Annotated in this window: 11 protein-coding genes and 1 tRNA gene; 7 read left to right on the forward strand and 5 right to left on the reverse strand. The window is 65.2% G+C overall.

What is annotated here, in order from left to right:
• Nucleotides 1-50: 50 nt before the first annotated feature.
• The 6 genes from rpoC (at nucleotide 51) to KKQ75_RS00325 (ending at nucleotide 9,950) form a co-directional block, all read left to right on the forward strand.
• Complete coding sequence (rpoC, locus tag KKQ75_RS00300) at nucleotides 51-4,298, forward strand: DNA-directed RNA polymerase subunit beta' (protein ID WP_213358685.1); 4,248 nt, start codon at nucleotides 51-53, stop codon at nucleotides 4,296-4,298.
• A gap of 125 nt (nucleotides 4,299-4,423) precedes the next feature.
• On the forward strand, nucleotides 4,424-5,896 hold the full coding sequence (gene rsmB, locus KKQ75_RS00305; RefSeq protein WP_213358687.1) for a 16S rRNA (cytosine(967)-C(5))-methyltransferase RsmB: 1,473 nt from the start codon (nucleotides 4,424-4,426) through the stop codon (nucleotides 5,894-5,896).
• Between the two features lie 79 nt (nucleotides 5,897-5,975).
• Nucleotides 5,976-6,548 (forward strand): DUF4390 domain-containing protein, encoded by a 573-nt coding sequence (locus KKQ75_RS00310; RefSeq protein ID WP_213358689.1) that lies wholly within the window; start codon nucleotides 5,976-5,978, stop codon nucleotides 6,546-6,548.
• A gap of 16 nt (nucleotides 6,549-6,564) precedes the next feature.
• Nucleotides 6,565-8,937, forward strand: coding sequence for a sensor histidine kinase (locus KKQ75_RS00315; RefSeq protein ID WP_213358691.1), 2,373 nt, complete (start codon nucleotides 6,565-6,567; stop codon nucleotides 8,935-8,937).
• 116 nt (nucleotides 8,938-9,053) lie between these two features.
• Nucleotides 9,054-9,803, forward strand: coding sequence for a response regulator (locus tag KKQ75_RS00320; RefSeq protein ID WP_213358693.1), 750 nt, complete (start codon nucleotides 9,054-9,056; stop codon nucleotides 9,801-9,803).
• Between the two features lie 71 nt (nucleotides 9,804-9,874).
• A tRNA-Phe gene (locus KKQ75_RS00325) sits at nucleotides 9,875-9,950 on the forward strand.
• A gap of 110 nt (nucleotides 9,951-10,060) precedes the next feature.
• Here the strand turns inward: KKQ75_RS00325 and KKQ75_RS00330 are convergent.
• Both KKQ75_RS00330 and KKQ75_RS00335 read right to left on the reverse strand, forming a co-directional pair.
• Nucleotides 10,061-10,480 (reverse strand): MliC family protein, encoded by a 420-nt coding sequence (locus KKQ75_RS00330; RefSeq protein ID WP_213358695.1) that lies wholly within the window; start codon nucleotides 10,478-10,480, stop codon nucleotides 10,061-10,063.
• Nucleotides 10,481-10,508: 28 nt separating this feature from the next.
• The gene (locus KKQ75_RS00335) at nucleotides 10,509-11,831 is read right to left on the reverse strand and encodes a D-amino acid dehydrogenase (RefSeq protein ID WP_213358698.1); all 1,323 of its coding nucleotides are present in this window, start codon (nucleotides 11,829-11,831) and stop codon (nucleotides 10,509-10,511) included.
• Between the two features lie 133 nt (nucleotides 11,832-11,964).
• Here KKQ75_RS00335 and KKQ75_RS00340 point away from each other — a divergent pair, with 133 nt between their 5' ends.
• Complete coding sequence (locus tag KKQ75_RS00340) at nucleotides 11,965-12,429, forward strand: winged helix-turn-helix transcriptional regulator (protein WP_213358700.1); 465 nt, start codon at nucleotides 11,965-11,967, stop codon at nucleotides 12,427-12,429.
• Between the two features lie 78 nt (nucleotides 12,430-12,507).
• On the opposite strand, the gene KKQ75_RS00345 is transcribed toward KKQ75_RS00340, so the two are convergent.
• The 3 genes from KKQ75_RS00345 to KKQ75_RS00355 all read right to left on the reverse strand — a co-directional run bounded on the left by KKQ75_RS00345 (nucleotide 12,508) and on the right by KKQ75_RS00355 (nucleotide 17,212).
• Nucleotides 12,508-13,734, reverse strand: coding sequence for an acetate/propionate family kinase (locus tag KKQ75_RS00345; protein WP_213358702.1), 1,227 nt, complete (start codon nucleotides 13,732-13,734; stop codon nucleotides 12,508-12,510).
• A gap of 117 nt (nucleotides 13,735-13,851) precedes the next feature.
• Nucleotides 13,852-15,312 (reverse strand): bifunctional enoyl-CoA hydratase/phosphate acetyltransferase, encoded by a 1,461-nt coding sequence (locus tag KKQ75_RS00350; RefSeq protein WP_371686304.1) that lies wholly within the window; start codon nucleotides 15,310-15,312, stop codon nucleotides 13,852-13,854.
• An 88-nt stretch (nucleotides 15,313-15,400) separates the two neighbouring features.
• On the reverse strand, nucleotides 15,401-17,212 hold the full coding sequence (locus KKQ75_RS00355) for a PHA/PHB synthase family protein (protein ID WP_213358704.1): 1,812 nt from the start codon (nucleotides 17,210-17,212) through the stop codon (nucleotides 15,401-15,403).
• Nucleotides 17,213-17,247 lie beyond the last annotated feature (35 nt).

Genomic DNA, 17,247 nt, shown 5'->3' on the forward strand with positions numbered 1-17,247 from the left:
CCGCCCTCCCGTGTTCCCCTTGTTGCATCCCCATTTAGGAAAGAGTCATCATGAAATCTTTGCTCGACCTGTTCAAACAAATCAAGCCCGATGAGCATTTCGATGCCATCAAGATCGGCCTGGCATCGCCCGAGAAAATCCGTTCCTGGTCCTTCGGCGAAGTGAAGAAGCCCGAGACCATCAACTACCGTACCTTCAAGCCCGAGCGTGACGGCCTGTTCTGCGCCAAGATCTTCGGCCCGATCAAGGACTACGAGTGCCTGTGCGGCAAGTACAAGCGCCTGAAGCACCGCGGCGTGATCTGCGAGAAGTGCGGCGTGGAAGTGACCCAGACCAAGGTGCGCCGCGAGCGCATGGGCCACATCGATCTGGCTGCGCCCTGTGCCCACATCTGGTTCCTGAAGAGCCTGCCGTCCCGTCTGGGCCTGGTGCTCGACATGACGCTGCGCGACATCGAGCGCGTGCTCTACTTCGAAGCCTATGTGGTGACCGACCCCGGCATGACCCCGCTGAAGAAGTTCAGCATCATGTCCGAGGACGACTATGACAAGAACGTCATGGAATACGGCGACGAATTCCAGGCCAAGATGGGTGCCGAGGGCATCAAGGAACTGCTCGAGAACATGGACATCGAGTCCGAGATCGAGCGCCTGCGCGGCGACCTGACCGGCTCCGAAGTCAAGGTCAAGAAGAACGCCAAGCGCCTGAAGGTGCTGGAAGCGTTCAAGAAGTCCGGCATCAAGCCCGAGTGGATGATCATGGAAGTGCTGCCGGTGCTGCCGCCGGACCTGCGTCCGCTGGTGCCGCTGGATGGCGGCCGTTTCGCCACCTCCGACCTGAACGACCTGTACCGCCGCGTCATCAACCGCAACAGCCGTCTGCGTCGCCTGCTGGAGCTGAAGGCTCCGGAAATCATTGCGCGCAACGAGAAGCGCATGCTGCAGGAATCCGTGGACAGCCTGCTGGACAACGGCCGCCGTGGCAAGGCCATGACGGGCGCCAACAAGCGCGCGCTGAAGTCGCTGGCCGACATGATCAAGGGCAAGAGCGGCCGCTTCCGCCAGAACCTGCTGGGCAAGCGCGTCGACTACTCCGGCCGTTCCGTGATTACCGTGGGCCCGACCCTGAAGCTGCACCAGTGCGGTCTGCCCAAGCTGATGGCGCTGGAACTGTTCAAGCCCTTCATCTTCGCCCGTCTGGAACAGATGGGCATCGCCACCACCATCAAGGCGGCGAAGAAGGAAGTGGAGAACAACAACCCGATCGTGTGGGACATCCTGGAAGAGGTGATCAAGGAGCACCCGGTGCTGCTGAACCGTGCGCCGACGCTGCACCGCCTCGGTATCCAGGCCTTCGAGCCGATCCTGATCGAAGGCAAGGCGATCCAGCTGCACCCGCTGGTCTGCTCCGCGTTCAACGCCGACTTCGACGGTGACCAGATGGCCGTGCACGTGCCGCTGTCCGTCGAGGCACAGCTGGAAGCGCGCACCCTGATGCTGGCATCGAACAACGTGCTGTTCCCCGCTTCGGGCGAGCCGTCCATCGTGCCGTCGCAGGATATGGTGCTGGGTCTGTACTACACGACCCGCGAGCGCATCAACGGCAAGGGCGAGGGCATGGTGTTCACCGACATCGGTGAAGTCGAGCGCGCGCTGGAAGCGAAGGAAGTGGAACTGACCAGTCGCATCAGCGTGCGTCTGACCGAGTACAGCAAGGACAAGGCTACCGGTGAATTCATCCCGTCCACCAAGCTGGTCGAGACCACCGTGGGCCGTGCGCTGCTGAGCGAGATCCTGCCCAAGGGCCTGCCGTTCAGCGTGCTGGACAAGCCGCTGAAGAAGAAGGAAATCTCCAAGCTGATCAACGCCTCGTTCCGCAAGTGCGGCCTGAAGGAAACCGTGGTGTTTGCCGACAAGCTGCTGCAGAACGGTTTCCGCCTGGCAACCAAGGCCGGTATCTCCATCGCCATCGGCGACATGCTGGTGCCGCCGGAGAAGGCCGAGATCATCGGTCGCGCCGAAGCGGAAGTGAAGGAGATCCAGCAGCAGTACGCCTCCGGTCTGGTGACCGCGGGCGAGCGCTACAACAAGGTGGTGGACATCTGGGGCAAGGCCGGTGACGAAGTCTCCAAAGTGATGATGAGCCAGCTGGCCAAGCAGAAGACCACCGACCGCCACGGCAAGGAAGTGGACCAGGAATCGTTCAACTCCATCTACATGATGGCCGACTCCGGTGCGCGAGGTTCCGCCGCGCAGATCCGCCAGCTGGCCGGCATGCGTGGCCTGATGGCCAAGCCGGACGGCTCCATCATCGAGACGCCGATTACCGCGAACTTCCGCGAAGGCCTGAATGTGCTGCAGTACTTCATCTCGACTCACGGTGCCCGTAAAGGTCTGGCGGATACGGCCCTGAAGACGGCCAACTCCGGTTACCTGACGCGCCGTCTGGTCGACGTGACGCAGGATCTGGCCGTGACCGAAGAGGATTGCGGTACCCATGACGGCCAGGTGATGCGCGCCATCGTCGAAGGCGGTGAGGTGATCGAATCGCTGCGCGAGCGTATCCTGGGCCGTACGGCTGCGGACGACGTGCTGCACCCCGAAACGCAGGAAGTGGTGACCCGTGCCGGCGAAATGTTCGACGAGGACATGATCGACGCCCTGGAGGCTGCCGGCGTGGACGAGGTGAAGGTGCGCACTGCGCTGACCTGCGAAACCCGCTTCGGCCTGTGCGCCAAGTGCTACGGCCGTGATCTGGGCCGCGGTGGCCTGGTGAACGTGGGCGAGGCGGTCGGTGTGATCGCCGCCCAGTCCATCGGTGAACCGGGTACCCAGCTGACCATGCGTACCTTCCACATCGGTGGTGCGGCATCGCGTGCAGCCATTGCCAGCAGCGTGGAAGCGCGCTCCAACGGCTACATCGGCTTCAACTCGACCATGCGTTACGTGAGCAACAGCAAGGGCGACCTGGTGGTGATTTCCCGTTCCGGCGAGATCATCATCGTGGACGACAACGGCCGCGAGCGTGAACGCCATAAAGTGCCTTACGGTGCCATCCTGTCGATCAAGCCCGACCAACAGGTCAAGGCCGGTACCATCCTGGCCAACTGGGATCCGCTGACGCGCCCGATCATTACCGAATACGCCGGTCAGGTGAAGTTCGAGAACATCGAGGAAGGCCTGACGGTGGCCAAGCAGGTCGACGAAGTGACCGGTCTGTCCACGCTGGTGGTGATCGATCCCAAGCGCCGCGGCTCCACCAAGGTGGTGCGTCCGCAGGTGAAGCTGATCGACGCCGAAGGCAAGGAAGTGAAGATTCCGGGTACCGACCACTCCGTGACCATCGGCTTCCAGGTGGGCGCCCTGATCCAGGTGCGCGACGACCAGGAAGTGGGCCCCGGTGAGGTGCTGGCGCGTATCCCGATGGAAGGCCAGAAGACCCGTGACATCGTGGGTGGTCTGCCGCGCGTGGCCGAGCTGTTCGAAGCCCGTACGCCGAAAGACAAGGGCGTGCTGGCCGAGATGACCGGTACCATCTCCTTCGGCAAGGAAACCAAGGGCAAGGTGCGCCTGCAGATCACCGATCCGGAAGGCAAGGTCTGGGAAGAACTGGTGCCCAAGGAGAAGAACATCCTGGTGCACGAAGGCCAGGTGGTGAACAAGGGCGAGAGCATCGTCGACGGTCCGGCCGATCCGCAGGACATCCTGCGTCTGCTGGGCATCGAGGAGCTGGCCCGCTACATCGTGGACGAGGTGCAGGACGTGTACCGCCTGCAGGGTGTGAAGATCAACGACAAGCACATCGAGGTGATCGTGCGCCAGATGCTGCGCCGTGTCGTGGTCGAGAACCCCGGCGATTCCGGCTACATCGCTGGTGAACAGGTCGAGCGCAGCGAGATGCTGAACACCAACGACGCGCTGCGTGCCGAGGACAAGATGCCGGCCACCTACAGCAACCTGCTGCTGGGTATCACCAAGGCTTCGCTGTCCACCGACTCCTTCATCTCTGCGGCTTCCTTCCAGGAAACCACGCGCGTGCTGACCGAGGCTGCCATCATGGGCAAGCGCGACGAGCTGCGCGGCCTGAAGGAAAACGTGATCGTGGGTCGCCTGATTCCGGCCGGTACCGGCATGGCCTACCACCAGGCACGCAAGGCCAAGGACGAGATGGACGAGGCCGAACGCCGCGCCATCGCCGAGGCCGAGGAGCTGTCGCTGCAGGAAGCCATGGAAGCGGCCGAGTCCGGCGACGCGGCTCCGGCTTCCGACGCGCCGGTGGCTGACGGTTCGGAAGACTGATGGCGCGGGCCGCACGGTGTTGACTGTCGCGGCCCTGCCTGCTACCGGATGACGGATGTCATATCCCCGACCCGGGTTGCTGCGGCAGCCCGGGTTTTTTTCTTGCTGATCGAGGAAGCCCGCCCATGAGTGAACAAGCCCCGCACAAGTCATCGACCAAGGCGGCGCCGCTGTGGCAGCAGCTGCAGCAGGTGGCGCTGGTCGTGCAGCAGGTGCAGGCCGGCGGCAGCACCACGCAGGCGCTGGAACAGGTGCCGGCGGGGTTGCGACCTGGCGTGCAGGCGCTGGCGTACCGCGTGCTGCGCGGGCTGGGCATCGGCCGCTGGCTGCGCGAGCAGCTGGTGCCGAGAAAGCCGGCGCCGCTGCTCGATGCCTTGCTGTGCAGTGCGCTGGTGCTGGCCTGGCGGGCGCGGCAGGAAGCGGGGAGCGAGGCCGATGGCTATACCGATTTCACGCTGGTGAACCAGGCGGTGGAGGCGGCCAAGCGCCATCCCAGGCTGAAGCACCAGGGTGCATTGGTCAATGCCGTATTACGGCGCTTCCTGCGTGAGCGGGAAGCATTGGAGGTAGCCTGTGCTGCCGCCAGCCCGGAGCACGATCCGGAGCTGCTGAACCTGCCGCGCTGGTGGTGGCAGCGGCTGCAGCAGGATTACGGCGCACAGGCCGCCGGCATCGTGCACCAGGCGCTGCGCCCGGCACCGCTGACCCTGCGCGTGAACGCACGCCACATGACGGCGCGCGACTATCTGGACAAGCATCTGCGCCCGGCGGGCATGGGTGGGATTCTGAATGGCGCCTACGGCGTGACGCTGCACGAGGCCTGTCCGGTGCAGCAGCTGCCCGGGTTTGCGCAGGGCTGGGTGTCGGTGCAGGATGCGGCGGCCCAACTGGCTGCGCCCTTGCTGCTGGGCGAAGCCGGAGAAGCAGGGCGTCAGAATGCGGCTGCCGGAGCAGCGCCTGCGGAAAGTGGCAGCAGCCCGCATGCCGCTGCCGCGCGCCCGCTGCGCGTGCTGGATGCCTGCGCTGCTCCGGGAGGCAAGACGGCCCATCTGCTGGAACTCGGCGACCACGCCGTGACCGCGCTGGACGTGGACCCCGCGCGCTGCCAGCGCATCCACGACAACTTGCAGCGCCTGGGCCTGCAGGCCACCGTGCTCGCAGCCGATGCGGGCGATCCCGCCAGCTGGTGGGATGGCGAGCCCTTCGATGCCATCCTGCTGGATGCCCCTTGCACGGCAGCCGGCATCGTGCGCCGCCATCCGGACGTGCCCTGGCTGCGACGCGCGCAGGACGTGCCGCAGCTGGCCGCACAGCAGCGCCGCCTGCTGGAAGCGCTCTGGCCCCTGCTGGCCCCGGGCGGACGCCTGCTGTACTGCACCTGCTCGGTGTTCAGGGAAGAGGGCTCCGCTCAGGTCGATGCGTTCCTGCAGCGCCACGCCGATGCGCATGCACGCCCGGCTCCGGGGCACCTGTTGCCCACACACCACAGCCAGGGCGACGGAGTGGGCGAGAATGGGACACTGGGGGCTGGAGTTGACCCTGCTCCCCTGATTGATCACGATGGGTTCTTCTATGCGCTGCTTGCCAAACAGTCCTGAACGGCAACTGTGTGCCCCTGCCGGCACGCGGTGGCTGCGGGCGTGGCTGGCCGGCCTGGGCCTGTTGCTGGCGCTGTGGATGCTGCTTGTTCCCACAGTCGCGCGCGCTGATAACGCGTCCATCACCGATGTGCGCTTCGAGCTGACCGACGACGCCATCCGCATGACAGGGAACGTGAAGTTCAATCTGTCGGAGTCGGTCAAGGACACGCTCGACAAGGGCGTGCCCGTCTATTTCATGTTCGAGACCAGCACGCTGCGCTACCGCTGGTACTGGTCGGACAAGGAAGTCTCCAGCTACAAGCGCTACATCCGCCTCATGTATCTGCCGCTCACGCGCAAGTGGCGCGTCAACGTGAGCACCGAGCCGTTCAACCGCAGCGGGGTTGCTACCGGGGTGGTGCTCAACCAGCACTACGATTCGCTGCAAGGAGCCTTGGCCACCATCCAGCGCATTTCCAGCTGGAAAGTGCTGGATCGGGAAGACTGGAGCAATGACTCCAGCTACTCCGTCGATGTCAGCTTCAAGCTCGACGTGACGCAGCTCCAGCGCCCGCTGCAGATCGGCGCCACCGGCCAGTCGGACTGGGCGCTGAGCGCCCAGCGCTCCTACCGCCTGACCCCGCAGATCCTGGGCAAGCCGGCCGGCTGAGAGGGTAGGCCGGCCCATGCTGCAAGCTTTCCGCTCCTTCTGGCGCAGCTCGCGCAACCTGCGCTGGAGCGTGATGGTCGGGCTGTCGCTGCTGCTGTCGATCGCGCTGGTGCTGATGTTCCTGCTGGCGCAGGCCACGGGCAACCGCGAAGTCTACGAGCGCAACTTCGAGCGCCTGCTGCTCATCAATCTGGTGGTGGCGGCCATGCTGTTCGCGGTCATCAGCTGGATGGCCTGGCGCGTCTGGTCGCGCTACCGGCGCGGCAAGTTCGGCAGCCGGCTGCTGCTGAAGCTGGCTGCGGCATTCGTGCTGGTGGCCAGCGTGCCGGGCGCGCTGATCTATCTGGTGTCCTACCAGTTCGTCACGCGCTCCATCGAAAGCTGGTTTGACGTGCGGGTGGAAACCGCGCTGGACGCCGGCCTGAACCTGGGGCGCAATCTGCTCGATCAATATGCCCGTGATACCGGCATCAAGACCGAATCTGCCGCCGAGCAACTGGTGGTGGTGCCCCGCTTCAACCTGGCCCAGGAGCTGGAGCGCCTGCGGCTGCAGCAGCATACGGATCATATGGTGCTGTGGAGTCTGCAGGGAGAGCGGATTGCCAGCGCCAGCAGCTCGGAACTGACCGCGCCCCAGTTGTCGCCCTCCCGGGAGGTGCTGCAGCAACTGAAGGACGATGCGGTCGTGACCGTGATGGAGGGGCTGGATGACGAGGAGGGCGTTTCATCCCCAAGCAGCAAGCCGGCGCCAGCGCTGGACAGTCGCGCCAGGGTCGTGTCCTATACCGTGGTCCGGCCCAGTCACTTCTTCCTGCAGGATGACGTGTGGGTGCTGCAGGTGGTGCAGGCCATTCCTGCCGACCTGCTGGATAATGCCCTCATGGTGCAGGAGGCCAACCGCGAGTATCAGGAGCGGGCGCTGGCGCGCACCGGCATGTCGCGCATGTTCATCGGCACGCTCACGCTGACGCTGATCCTGGCGATTTTCGGGGCGGTGCTGCTGGCGGCGATGCTGGCCACGCAACTGGCGCGCCCCTTGCTGATGCTGGCCGAAGGCGTGCGCCAGGTGGCAGCCGGCGATCTGCGGCCCAAGAGCATCTACAAGGGCAATGACGAGCTGGGCGGCCTGACGCAGTCCTTCGCCGCCATGACGCAGCAACTGGCCGACGCGCGCCAGGCATTGACCAACAGCGTGGCCGAACTCGATGCCTCGCGCTCGGAGCTGCAGACCATTCTGGACAACCTGAGCACGGGCGTGATGCTGCTGACTGCGGACGGCTCGGTGATTTCCGCCAACCCGGCTGCCAGCCGCATCCTCGGGGTGGAGGAGCCGCAGTTGCTGGGCTACAGGTTGGAGGACATCCCTGCCTTGCAGGCCGTGGGCGAGACGGTGCAGCAGCAGTTTGAGGGCCTGATCGAGCATGAGCAGCAGACCGCGACGGCCGACGGCAGCGAATCGGCTGGCGCCGGGCAGGAGCCGGTGGACGAGCGCTGGGCCAGCAAGACCACGCATGATTACTGGCAGCACACGCTGGAGCTGAACCCGCCCTCGCACGAGGGGCTGCAGCACGACGCCATCTCGCTGGTGTTGCGCGGCGCCCTGCTGCCCGGTACCGCCATCAGCAATGTGCGCCTGCTGGTGTTCGAGGACGTCTCCGCGCTGATCTCGGCACAGCGCACGCAGGCCTGGGCCGAAGTGGCGCGCCGGCTGGCGCATGAGATCAAGAACCCGCTCACGCCGATCCAGCTCTCGGCCGAACGCCTGGAGATGAAGCTGATGGATTGCCTGGAGCCGCGCGAGCAGGCGGTGCTGGCCAAGTCGGTGCGCACCATCGTCGACCAAGTCGATGCCATGAAGCGGCTGGTGAACGAGTTCCGCGACTATGCACGCCTGCCGGCCGCGCATCTGGAACCAACCGACCTCAATGCCCTGGTGGCCGACATCCTGCACCTGTACGGTGAGGAGAATACGCCGGTCCCCATCGAGGCCGAGCTCGATCCGGATTGCCGTCTGATCATGGCCGATGCGCAGCAGTTGCGCCAGGTCATCCACAACCTGCTGCAGAACGCGCAGGACGCGCAGGAGCAGGCCGGCCACACGGCGGAGCCGGTGCTGATCCAGACCCAGTGGCGCCCGGCGACCCAGCGGGTGCGCCTGAGCGTGCAGGACCATGGCGCGGGCTTTCCGGAGAACATCCTGCAGCGTGCCTTCGAGCCTTATGTGACTACCAAGGCCAAGGGCACCGGACTGGGACTGGCGGTGGTCAAGAAGATTGCCGATGACCATGGTGCCAGACTGGCCATCAGCAACCGCCAGCAGGATGGCGAGGTGGCCGGTGCCCAGGTAACGCTGCTGTTCCCCGCAGCGGAGCCGGTGCAGGACGCCTGAATCACGCGGGCAAGCACGGAAGCGGCAGGCGTTTTCGGCTGCGGGGCTGTCATGTCCGGCATTTCGCTGTATCATTGCCGCAACAAGTCCGTATCTTGGAAAGGCGATGCACGACGATGGCAAACATTCTGGTAGTGGATGACGAACACGGCATTCGTGAGCTGCTTTCGGAGATCCTGAATGACGAAGGGCATTCGGTGGATCTGGCCGAGAACGCGGCCGAGGCGCGCAAGGCGCGTTCCGAGAACAACTATGACCTGGTCCTGCTCGATATCTGGATGCCGGATACGGACGGCGTGACGCTGCTCAAGGAATGGGCGGGCCAGGGGCTGCTGACCATGCCGGTGATCATGATGAGCGGCCACGCCACCATCGACACCGCGGTGGAGGCCACGCGCATCGGTGCCCAGTCCTTCCTGGAAAAACCCATCACCATGCAGAAGCTGCTCAAGGCCGTGCAGCAGGGGCTGGTGCGCGAACCGGCACGCCGTCCTGCGGCGGCGCCGGTGGCGGCCGCTCCCATGCTGGTGGGCGGTGCAGCCAGCGCACCGGTGGCCCAGGTGGTGCATACGTCCCATGTTGAAGGGCAGGCCCTGGCGGCTGCGCCGGCCTATGCTCCCGTGGCCCCGGTTGCGGCTCCCTCGCCGCTGGCGACCGGCAGCCAGAGCTTCGACCTGGACAAGCCGCTGCGCGAGGCGCGCGACGAATTCGAGCGCGCCTACTTTGCCTTCCACCTGCAGCGCGAGAACGGCTCGATGACGCGTGTGGCGGAAAAGACCGGCCTGGAGCGCACCCACCTGTACCGCAAGCTCAAGCAACTGGGCGTGGACATCGGCCGCGAGAAAAAATCGGCCGCCGCAAGCTGACGGCAGAAAAAATGCAAAAAGTTGGCGGGGCTTGAGAGAAACGTAAAAACCTTGCTATAATTTCAGCTTCAGGCTCGGTAGCTCAGTTGGTAGAGCAGCGGATTGAAAATCCGCGTGTCGGTGGTTCGATTCCGCCCCGAGCCACCACTTTTACAGTGGTGCAAGATTCAAAGCGCCCAGGTTGCAGAACCTGGGCGCTTTTTCTTTACCTGATCGCCACTCTACGGCAGCAGTGTGGCGATCGTGTGTCAGTGGGGTCAGTTTTTCTGCAGCTTCAGGCTGGGGAACAGGATGCGCTCGCCCTTGCCGAACATCGCCTCCTTGCCCTTGCTCCAGAGGATGTAACCGTCGGCATCCTGGTATTTGGCGCCGGAGGCGGCCGGCACCTGCTTGAGGTAATGGATCCGGCCGGAGGCAAGATGCTTGACCGTGATTTCTCCCGGGCCGTCCGAGAGCACGCGCAGCACCGGCTTGCCCTGGGCGTTGGCAAAGACCGGACCGCCATCGCCGTAGCTGGTGGGCGGTGTGGCTTCCTGTGCCGCAGGTTGGGGCTGAACGGCTTGCATGGCCGGCTTGGCCTGTGGGGCAGAAACAGCGCCGCTGCCGGCACAGCCACTCAGGCCCAGTGCCAGCGCGGCGGCGGTCAGCAGGAAGACGGGTTTTGCAGGTGGCAGCATGGATTCTCCTTTCTGAATGAGGGCAATCTCAGGCACGGCTTTTCGCAGCGAGCGGCCGGGAGCCGGGGCTGATCGCAGCGCGCGGCTGCGTGCGCTGGTAGCGGTCCAGTGCCAGCCCCTCGGTGCGGATCGCCGGCTGGCGGCCGGTGATCAGGTCGGCCAGCAACTGGCCGGAGCCGCAGGCCATGGTCCAGCCAAGGGTACCATGGCCGGTGTTGAGGAACAGGTTGTCGTAGCGCGTGGCGCCAATCACCGGTGTGCCGTCCGGCGTCATGGGGCGCAGGCCGGTCCAGAAAGTGGCCTGCGGCAGGTCGCCGCCCGGGAACAATTCCGAGGTCACCATTTCCAGCGTGGCGCGGCGGCGCGGGTTCAGGCGCAGATCGAAGCCGCCGATTTCGGCCATGCCGCCCACGCGGATGCGCTGGTCGAAGCGGGTGAGGGCGATCTTGTAGGTTTCGTCCAGCACGGTGGATTGCGGCGCACGCGCGGCATCGCGCAGCGGGATGGTCAGCGAATAGCCCTTGAGCGGATAGACCGGCAGTTTCAGCTGCAGCGGCTCCAGCAGGGCGCGCGAGTAGCTGCCGAAGGCCAGCACGTAGCGGTCGGCGGTCAGTACTTCGCCGTCGGGCGTATCGAGTTCGACCCCGCAGATGCGCCCGCCCGCCAGTTGCAGGCGCCTGACCGGCGTGTCGTAGCGGAACTGCACGCCCAGCTCCTGCGCCAGCTCGGCCAGGCGCGTGGTGAACAACTGGCAATCGCCGGTTTCATCGTGCGGCAGGCGCAGGCCGCCGGCCAGCGTGGCGCTGGCATGGGCCAGGCCGGGTTCCACGCGGTTGAGTCCGTCGCGGTCCAGCATCTCGAAGGGCACGCCGCAGGCCTGCAGCACTTCGGTATCGCGCGCCGCGTTGTCCAGTTGCTGCTGGGTGCGGAACAGTTGCACCGTGCCGCCGGTGCGCTGCTCGTAGGCAATGCCGGTTTCGGCGCGCAGCTCGCGCAGGCAGTCGCGGCTGTACTCGGCCACGCGCATCATGCGCTCCTTGTTGATCGCGTAGCGCTCGCTGGTGCAGTTGCGCAGCATGGCGGCCATCCACTGCAGCTGGAACAACGAGCCATCCGGCCGGATGGCAAGCGGCGCATGCTGCTGGAACAGCCACTTCATGGCCTTGAGCGGAATGCCGGGCGCAGCCCAGGGAGTGGAATAGCCCGGCGATACCTGGCCGGCGTTGGCAAAGCTGGTTTCGAGCGCGGCGGCGGGCTGGCGGTCGATCACGACCACTTCGGCGCCGGCGCGGGCCAGATAGTAGGCGGTGGTGATGCCGATCACGCCGCTGCCGAGTACTGCAATCTTCATGTCCTGTCTCCTCCGGGAATCTCGCTATGGACGTGAAGTGTAGGAAAGACGGTGCAGCAAAAAATCGTGTTATATGGGATGATTGCAGAAAAAATCCCTGTGTTTTGGCAGCAATGCAACGGAGCCGCAGCAAATGCACGAACTGGACCGCATCGACCGCAAGATTCTGGACATCCTGCAGCGCCAGGGGCGCATGTCCATGACCGAACTGGGCTCGGAAATCGGCCTGTCCACCTCGCCCTGCGCGGAGCGGGTGCGGCGGCTGGAGCGCAGCGGCATCATCACCGGCTACCACGCCCATGTCAGCCCGCAGGCGCTGGGCCGGACGGTGCTGGTGTTCGTGGAGCTGACGCTGAGCACCAAGTCCGGCGAGATTTTCGACAAGGTGCGCAAGGAGCTGATGCACATGCCCGAGGTGCTGGAGTGCCATCTGGTGTCGGGGCGCTTCGACTATCTGGTCAAGGCGCGGCTGCAGGCCATGCGCGAATATCGCGATCTGCTGGGCAACATCCTGCAGCGCATTCCGGTGCCGTGCCAGTCGGACAGCTATGTGGTGATGGAGGAGATCAAGGAGACCCTTGTGCTGGAACTGCGCTGAAGGCAGCCATACCCCGACGCAAGAAGCAGACAGGCCGCATCAGCGGCCTGTCCGGGTTTCAGGAGATGCCTTGGCGCATCATGCCTCGGCAGCTGTCGGCACCAGTCTGGGGGTGGGGCGCGCTTCCAGGCCCACCAGTTCGTAGGTGCGCTGTGCCATGACCCATTCCTCGTTGGTCGGCTCCACGCCAATGGTGAAGGCGCTGTCGGCCGACGAGATGACGGGGCTGTTGGCCGCGTTGGCGGCCGGATCCAGCCTGGCGCCCAGCCAGCCCAGCTCCTCGCACACGCGCTCGCGGATGATGGCGTTGTTCTCGCCCACACCGGCCGTGAATACCAGCAGGTCGATCCCCTTGGTGACCGTGGCCAGCGCCGCGATTTCCTTGGCGATGCGGCGCACGTACAGCGCCAGCGCAATGCGCACGCGCTCGTTCCCGGCTTCCAGCGGCAGCAGCACCTGGGTGTCGTCCGACACGCCGGAGATGCCCTTCAGGCCGGAGTTGTGGTACAGCACGCGGCCGGCTTGTTCCAGCGTGAGCTTCTCGATCTCCATCATGTAGAGCACGGCGCCGGGGTCGAGCGCGCCGGTGCGGGTGCCCATCATCAGGCCGTCCAGTGCGGAAAAGCCCAGGGTGGTGGCCACGCTTTCCAGGTTCTGCATGGCGCACAGGCTGGCACCGCTGCCGATGTGGGCCACGATGGTACGGCCGCGCGCCAGGTCGCCATGGCGCTCGAGCAGGGCAAAGCGCATGAAATCGTAGGACAGGCCGTGGAAGCCGTAGCGGCGCACGCCGTTTTCCCAATAGGACCAGTTGAGCGGCAGGATCTGTTCCACCATCGGCAGGGTGTGGTGAAAACCCGTGTCGAAGCAGGCTACCTGCGGCAGGCGCGGGTACATGCCGAGCAGCACGTCGATGGCTTCCAGCGCGAACGGCTGGTGCAGCGGCGCCAGCGGGATGTAGGTGCGCAGGTCGGCCAGCACCTCGCCGGTGATCACGACCGGGGCGAAGTACTTGGAGCCGCCATGCACCACGCGGTGCGCCACGGCGGACAGGCGGCGCTCGCCCTGTTCCTGCACCACCATGTTGCGGATGTGCTCAAGCGCGGAGTGGTAGGGCTTGGCGGGATCCAGTTGCAGCGGTGCCTTGGCGCTGCGGCTGGTGTCATAGGTGGGGTTCTGGCCGGTGATGCCGTTGACCTTGCCGCCCCAGGTCTTCTGGCGGGGCACGCCGTTGGCGTCGGTCTCGTACAGGGCGAACTTGATGCTGGATGATCCGCAGTTCAATACGAGGATGAGGTGGTTCATGCGATGCTCTCTTGTTCTGGATGGGGACTGCAGGTGCACAAACGGCCGCACAGGGCGGCCGCCGGCACGGGCCCGCGCCTAGGAAGGCAGCGGGCCACTACGGAACGGAAGCCGCGCTCAGGGAGGGGAGACGCGGTAGTGGTGGGCCAGCAGCACGGCCAGCGCGCAGGAAGCGATGCGGGACTCTTCGGAGTCGGCACGGCTGGTCAGGATGATGGGCATCTTGGCGCCCAGCACCACGCCGGCGCTGTGGGCACCGGCCAGGTGGTCCAGCGCCTTGAACAGCATGTTGCCGCTTTCCAGATCCGGCACCATCAGGATATCGGCCTGGCCGGCCACCGGAGACTTGATGCCCTTGATGCGGGCGGCTTCGGGCGAGACGGCGTTGTCGAAGGCCAGCGGGCCGTCGAGCACGGCACCGGTGATCTGGCCGCGGTCGGACATCTTGCACAGGGCGGCAGCGTCGAGCGTGGCCTGCATGCCGGCGTTGATGGTTTCCACGGCGGCCAGGATGGCGACCTTGGGCTCGTCCACACCGATCACGTGGGCCAGATCGATGGCGTTCTGGATGATGTCGGCCTTGGCGCCCAGATCGGGAGCGATGTTGATGGCGGCATCGGTGATGATGAACGGGCGCGGATAGGCGGCGGTTTCCATCAGGAAGCAGTGGCTGATGCGGCGCTTGGTGCGCAGGCCGGCGTCCTTGGCGACGATGGCGGACATCAGCTCATCCGTGTGCAGGCTGCCCTTCATCACGGCTTCGACCTTGCCGGCCTTCACCAGCTGCACGGCGGTTTCGGCGGCGGCATGGCTGTGCGGCACGTCCTCGATCTCGACGCCGTCCAGCGACAGGTTGTTTTCGGCGGCAACGGCTTCGAGCTTGCTGCGCGGAGCGACCAGGATCGGGTTGATCAGGCCCAGCTTGCGGGCTTCCAGGGTGGATTCCAGGCTGACGGCGTCGCAGGGGTGCACCACGGCAACCTTGATCTCGCCCAGGCTGCGGGCATGCTCGATCAGGCGGCGCGGGCCGTCCTGGCGCGGGATCAGGCGCACTTCGGGAATGTCGTGCGGCGTCCATTCGATGTGCTCGGCCGGCGGGATCACCTCGGCGTCGCCGGAGATCACGACCTTGCCCTTCTGGTTCGTGCACACGCACTCGAGCGTGGCCCACTTTTTCTCGGCGTCGAGCGACTTGACGGTCAGCTTCACGGTCAGGGTGTCGCCCACGCGCACCGGGGCGGAGAAGCGCAGCGTCTGGCTCAGGTAGATGGTGCCGGGGCCGGGGAACTGGGTGCCCAGCAGGGCGGAAATCATGGAAGCGCCCCACATGCCGTGGGCGATCACCGTCTTGAACGGCGTCTTGGCGGCGTATTCGGCGTCGAGGTGGGCCGGGTTCAGGTCGCCGGAGGCCAGTGCGAACAGCTGGATATCCTCATTGGAGATCGTGCGCTCCATGACGGCGAAGTCGCCGATCTTCAGTTCGCTGAACGTGGTGTTGCGCATGGTGCCGTCTTCGTTGGGCTTGACTGCCGCTGCTTGCGGCTGCATGGAGGTGAGTTCTTTGGTTGCGATGTCCATGATGGATTCCTGAATGAGAGAAACGGGTACGCTGCCGGCGCAGCCGGCAGCGGAGGAGTCGGGGCGGGAGGCCATGGCCGGCAGCCGGTCAGCGCTCCAGCACGTACAGGCCGGGCGCGTCTTCGAGCACGGGGTAGCCGCCCTTGGCAGCACCAATGGCCGGGGGCGCGGTGGGTTCGCCGGAGCGGGCGTTCAGCCACTTGTCCCAGGACAGCCACCAGGAGCCATCCGTGACGGGCGTGGTCTGGGCCCATTCTTCGGCCGACATGAACTTGCCGTTGTGCTCGCGCGTGAGTTCGCGGAAGTAGCGGCGCGGGTGACCCGGCTCGCTCACGATGCCGGCGTTGTGGCCGCTGTTGGTCAGTACGAAGGTGATTTCTGCATCGGACAGCAGGTGGATCTTGTAGACCGACTTCCAGGGGGCGACGTGGTCGCTCTCGGTGCCGACCACGTAGATGGGCAGCTTGAGGTCGTTCAGCACCACCGGACGGCCGCCCACCAGGTACTTGCCGCGGGCCAGGTCGTTGTGCAGGAACATCTGGCGCAGGTAGTCGGTGTGCATGCGCGCGGGCATGCGGGTGGAGTCGGCGTTCCAGGCCATCAGGTCCATGCTGCGGGCGCGGTCGCCCAGCAGGTATTCGTTGACCATGCGCGACCACACCAGGTCGAAGGAACGCAGCCAGACGAAGGCGGCGGCCATCTGGTTGGAATCCAGGTAGCCGGTTTCGGCCATCTGTGCTTCCAGCAGGTTGAGCTGGCTTTCGTCGATGAACAGCGCCAGTTCGCCCGGCTCGGAGAAGTCGGTCTGCGCGGCGAACAGCGTCATGGAGGCGAGACGGTCGTCGTCATCGCGCGCCATGGCGGCGGCGCCGATGGCCAGCAGGGTGCCGCCCAGGCAGTAGCCGGTGGCGTGGATCTTCTTCTCGGGCACGATGGCATTGATGGCATCGATTGCCGCGAACAGACCGCGCTCCAGATAGTCTTCCATGCCCAGGTTGTGCTCGGCCAGACCGGGGTTCTTCCAGGAAATGGCGAATACGGTGTGGCCCTGGTCGACCAAGTACTTGATCATGGAGTTGTGCGGCGACAGGTCCAGGATGTAGTACTTCATGATCCAGGCCGGCACGATCAGCACCGGCTCGGGGCGCACCTGCTTGGTGGTGGGCGTGTACTGGATCAGCTCCATCAGGTTGTTGCGGAACACCACCTTGCCGGGGGTGGCGGCAATGTCCTTGCCAATCTGGAATTCCTCGCTGATGGCCGGCGGCGAGTGCGCCAGCTGGCGCTGCGTGTCTTCCAGCAGGTTGCGGAAACCGCGCTGCAGGTTGGCGCCGTTTTCCTGCATGGTGCGCTTGATCACCGTGGGGTTGCTCCACGGGAAGTTGGAGGGCGACAGCATGCTCAGCCACTGGTGAGCCGAAAAGGACACCCACTCGGAGTGGTGCGGGTTGACGCCGCGCACGTCACGCGTGGCTTCCTGCCACCACTTTTCCTGCATCAAGTAGGCCTGCTGCAGCACGTTGAAGGGGAACTGGCTCCAGTCCGGATCCTTGAAGCGGCGGTCACTGATCGGCACGGGAATCGGCTCGCTCGGTGCGGGCGAGGGCTGGTTGCCGCGCAGGGCCTTGGACATGCTGGTTTCCATGCCGAGGGCGACGCTTTCGATCGCCAGGCTCTGCAGTTGCTGCAGGTGCTGCTGGGCCAGCTGGGCCAGCACGAGCTGCTTGCCGGGAGAAACCATCAGGTGGATGGCCCAGTCGAAGAAGGCCATGGTGTTCAGGGCCGGCGACTGCGAACCGGTGAGCTTGGCCACGGAGGCCTGGAACTTCTGGTCGAGCAGGCGGGCCGCCTGGTCAGACACGGTGAGCTGGGGGAGAGAGGGAATTGTGGGACTGCGCATACTCTTACTCGTACTTTCCCTAAGATTGATGAATA

The organism is Brachymonas denitrificans (assembly GCF_907163135.1).
GTDB lineage: Bacteria > Pseudomonadota > Gammaproteobacteria > Burkholderiales > Burkholderiaceae_C > Brachymonas > Brachymonas denitrificans_A.

Bases quoted from the DNA above. Each gene is read 5' to 3' on its own strand.
- KKQ75_RS00320 (WP_213358693.1), top strand. From the start codon at position 9,054: ATGGCAAACATTCTGGTAGTGGATGACGAACACGGCATTCGTGAGCTG.
- rpoC (WP_213358685.1), top strand. From the start codon at position 51: ATGAAATCTTTGCTCGACCTGTTCAAACAAATCAAGCCCGATGAGCAT.
- rsmB (WP_213358687.1), top strand. From the start codon at position 4,424: ATGAGTGAACAAGCCCCGCACAAGTCATCGACCAAGGCGGCGCCGCTG.
- KKQ75_RS00350 (WP_371686304.1), bottom strand. From the start codon at position 15,312: ATGGACATCGCAACCAAAGAACTCACCTCCATGCAGCCGCAAGCAGCG.
- KKQ75_RS00330 (WP_213358695.1), bottom strand. From the start codon at position 10,480: ATGCTGCCACCTGCAAAACCCGTCTTCCTGCTGACCGCCGCCGCGCTG.
- KKQ75_RS00310 (WP_213358689.1), top strand. From the start codon at position 5,976: ATGCTGCTTGTTCCCACAGTCGCGCGCGCTGATAACGCGTCCATCACC.
- KKQ75_RS00345 (WP_213358702.1), bottom strand. From the start codon at position 13,734: ATGAACCACCTCATCCTCGTATTGAACTGCGGATCATCCAGCATCAAG.
- KKQ75_RS00315 (WP_213358691.1), top strand. From the start codon at position 6,565: ATGCTGCAAGCTTTCCGCTCCTTCTGGCGCAGCTCGCGCAACCTGCGC.
- KKQ75_RS00335 (WP_213358698.1), bottom strand. From the start codon at position 11,831: ATGAAGATTGCAGTACTCGGCAGCGGCGTGATCGGCATCACCACCGCC.
- KKQ75_RS00340 (WP_213358700.1), top strand. From the start codon at position 11,965: ATGCACGAACTGGACCGCATCGACCGCAAGATTCTGGACATCCTGCAG.
- KKQ75_RS00355 (WP_213358704.1), bottom strand. From the start codon at position 17,212: ATGCGCAGTCCCACAATTCCCTCTCTCCCCCAGCTCACCGTGTCTGAC.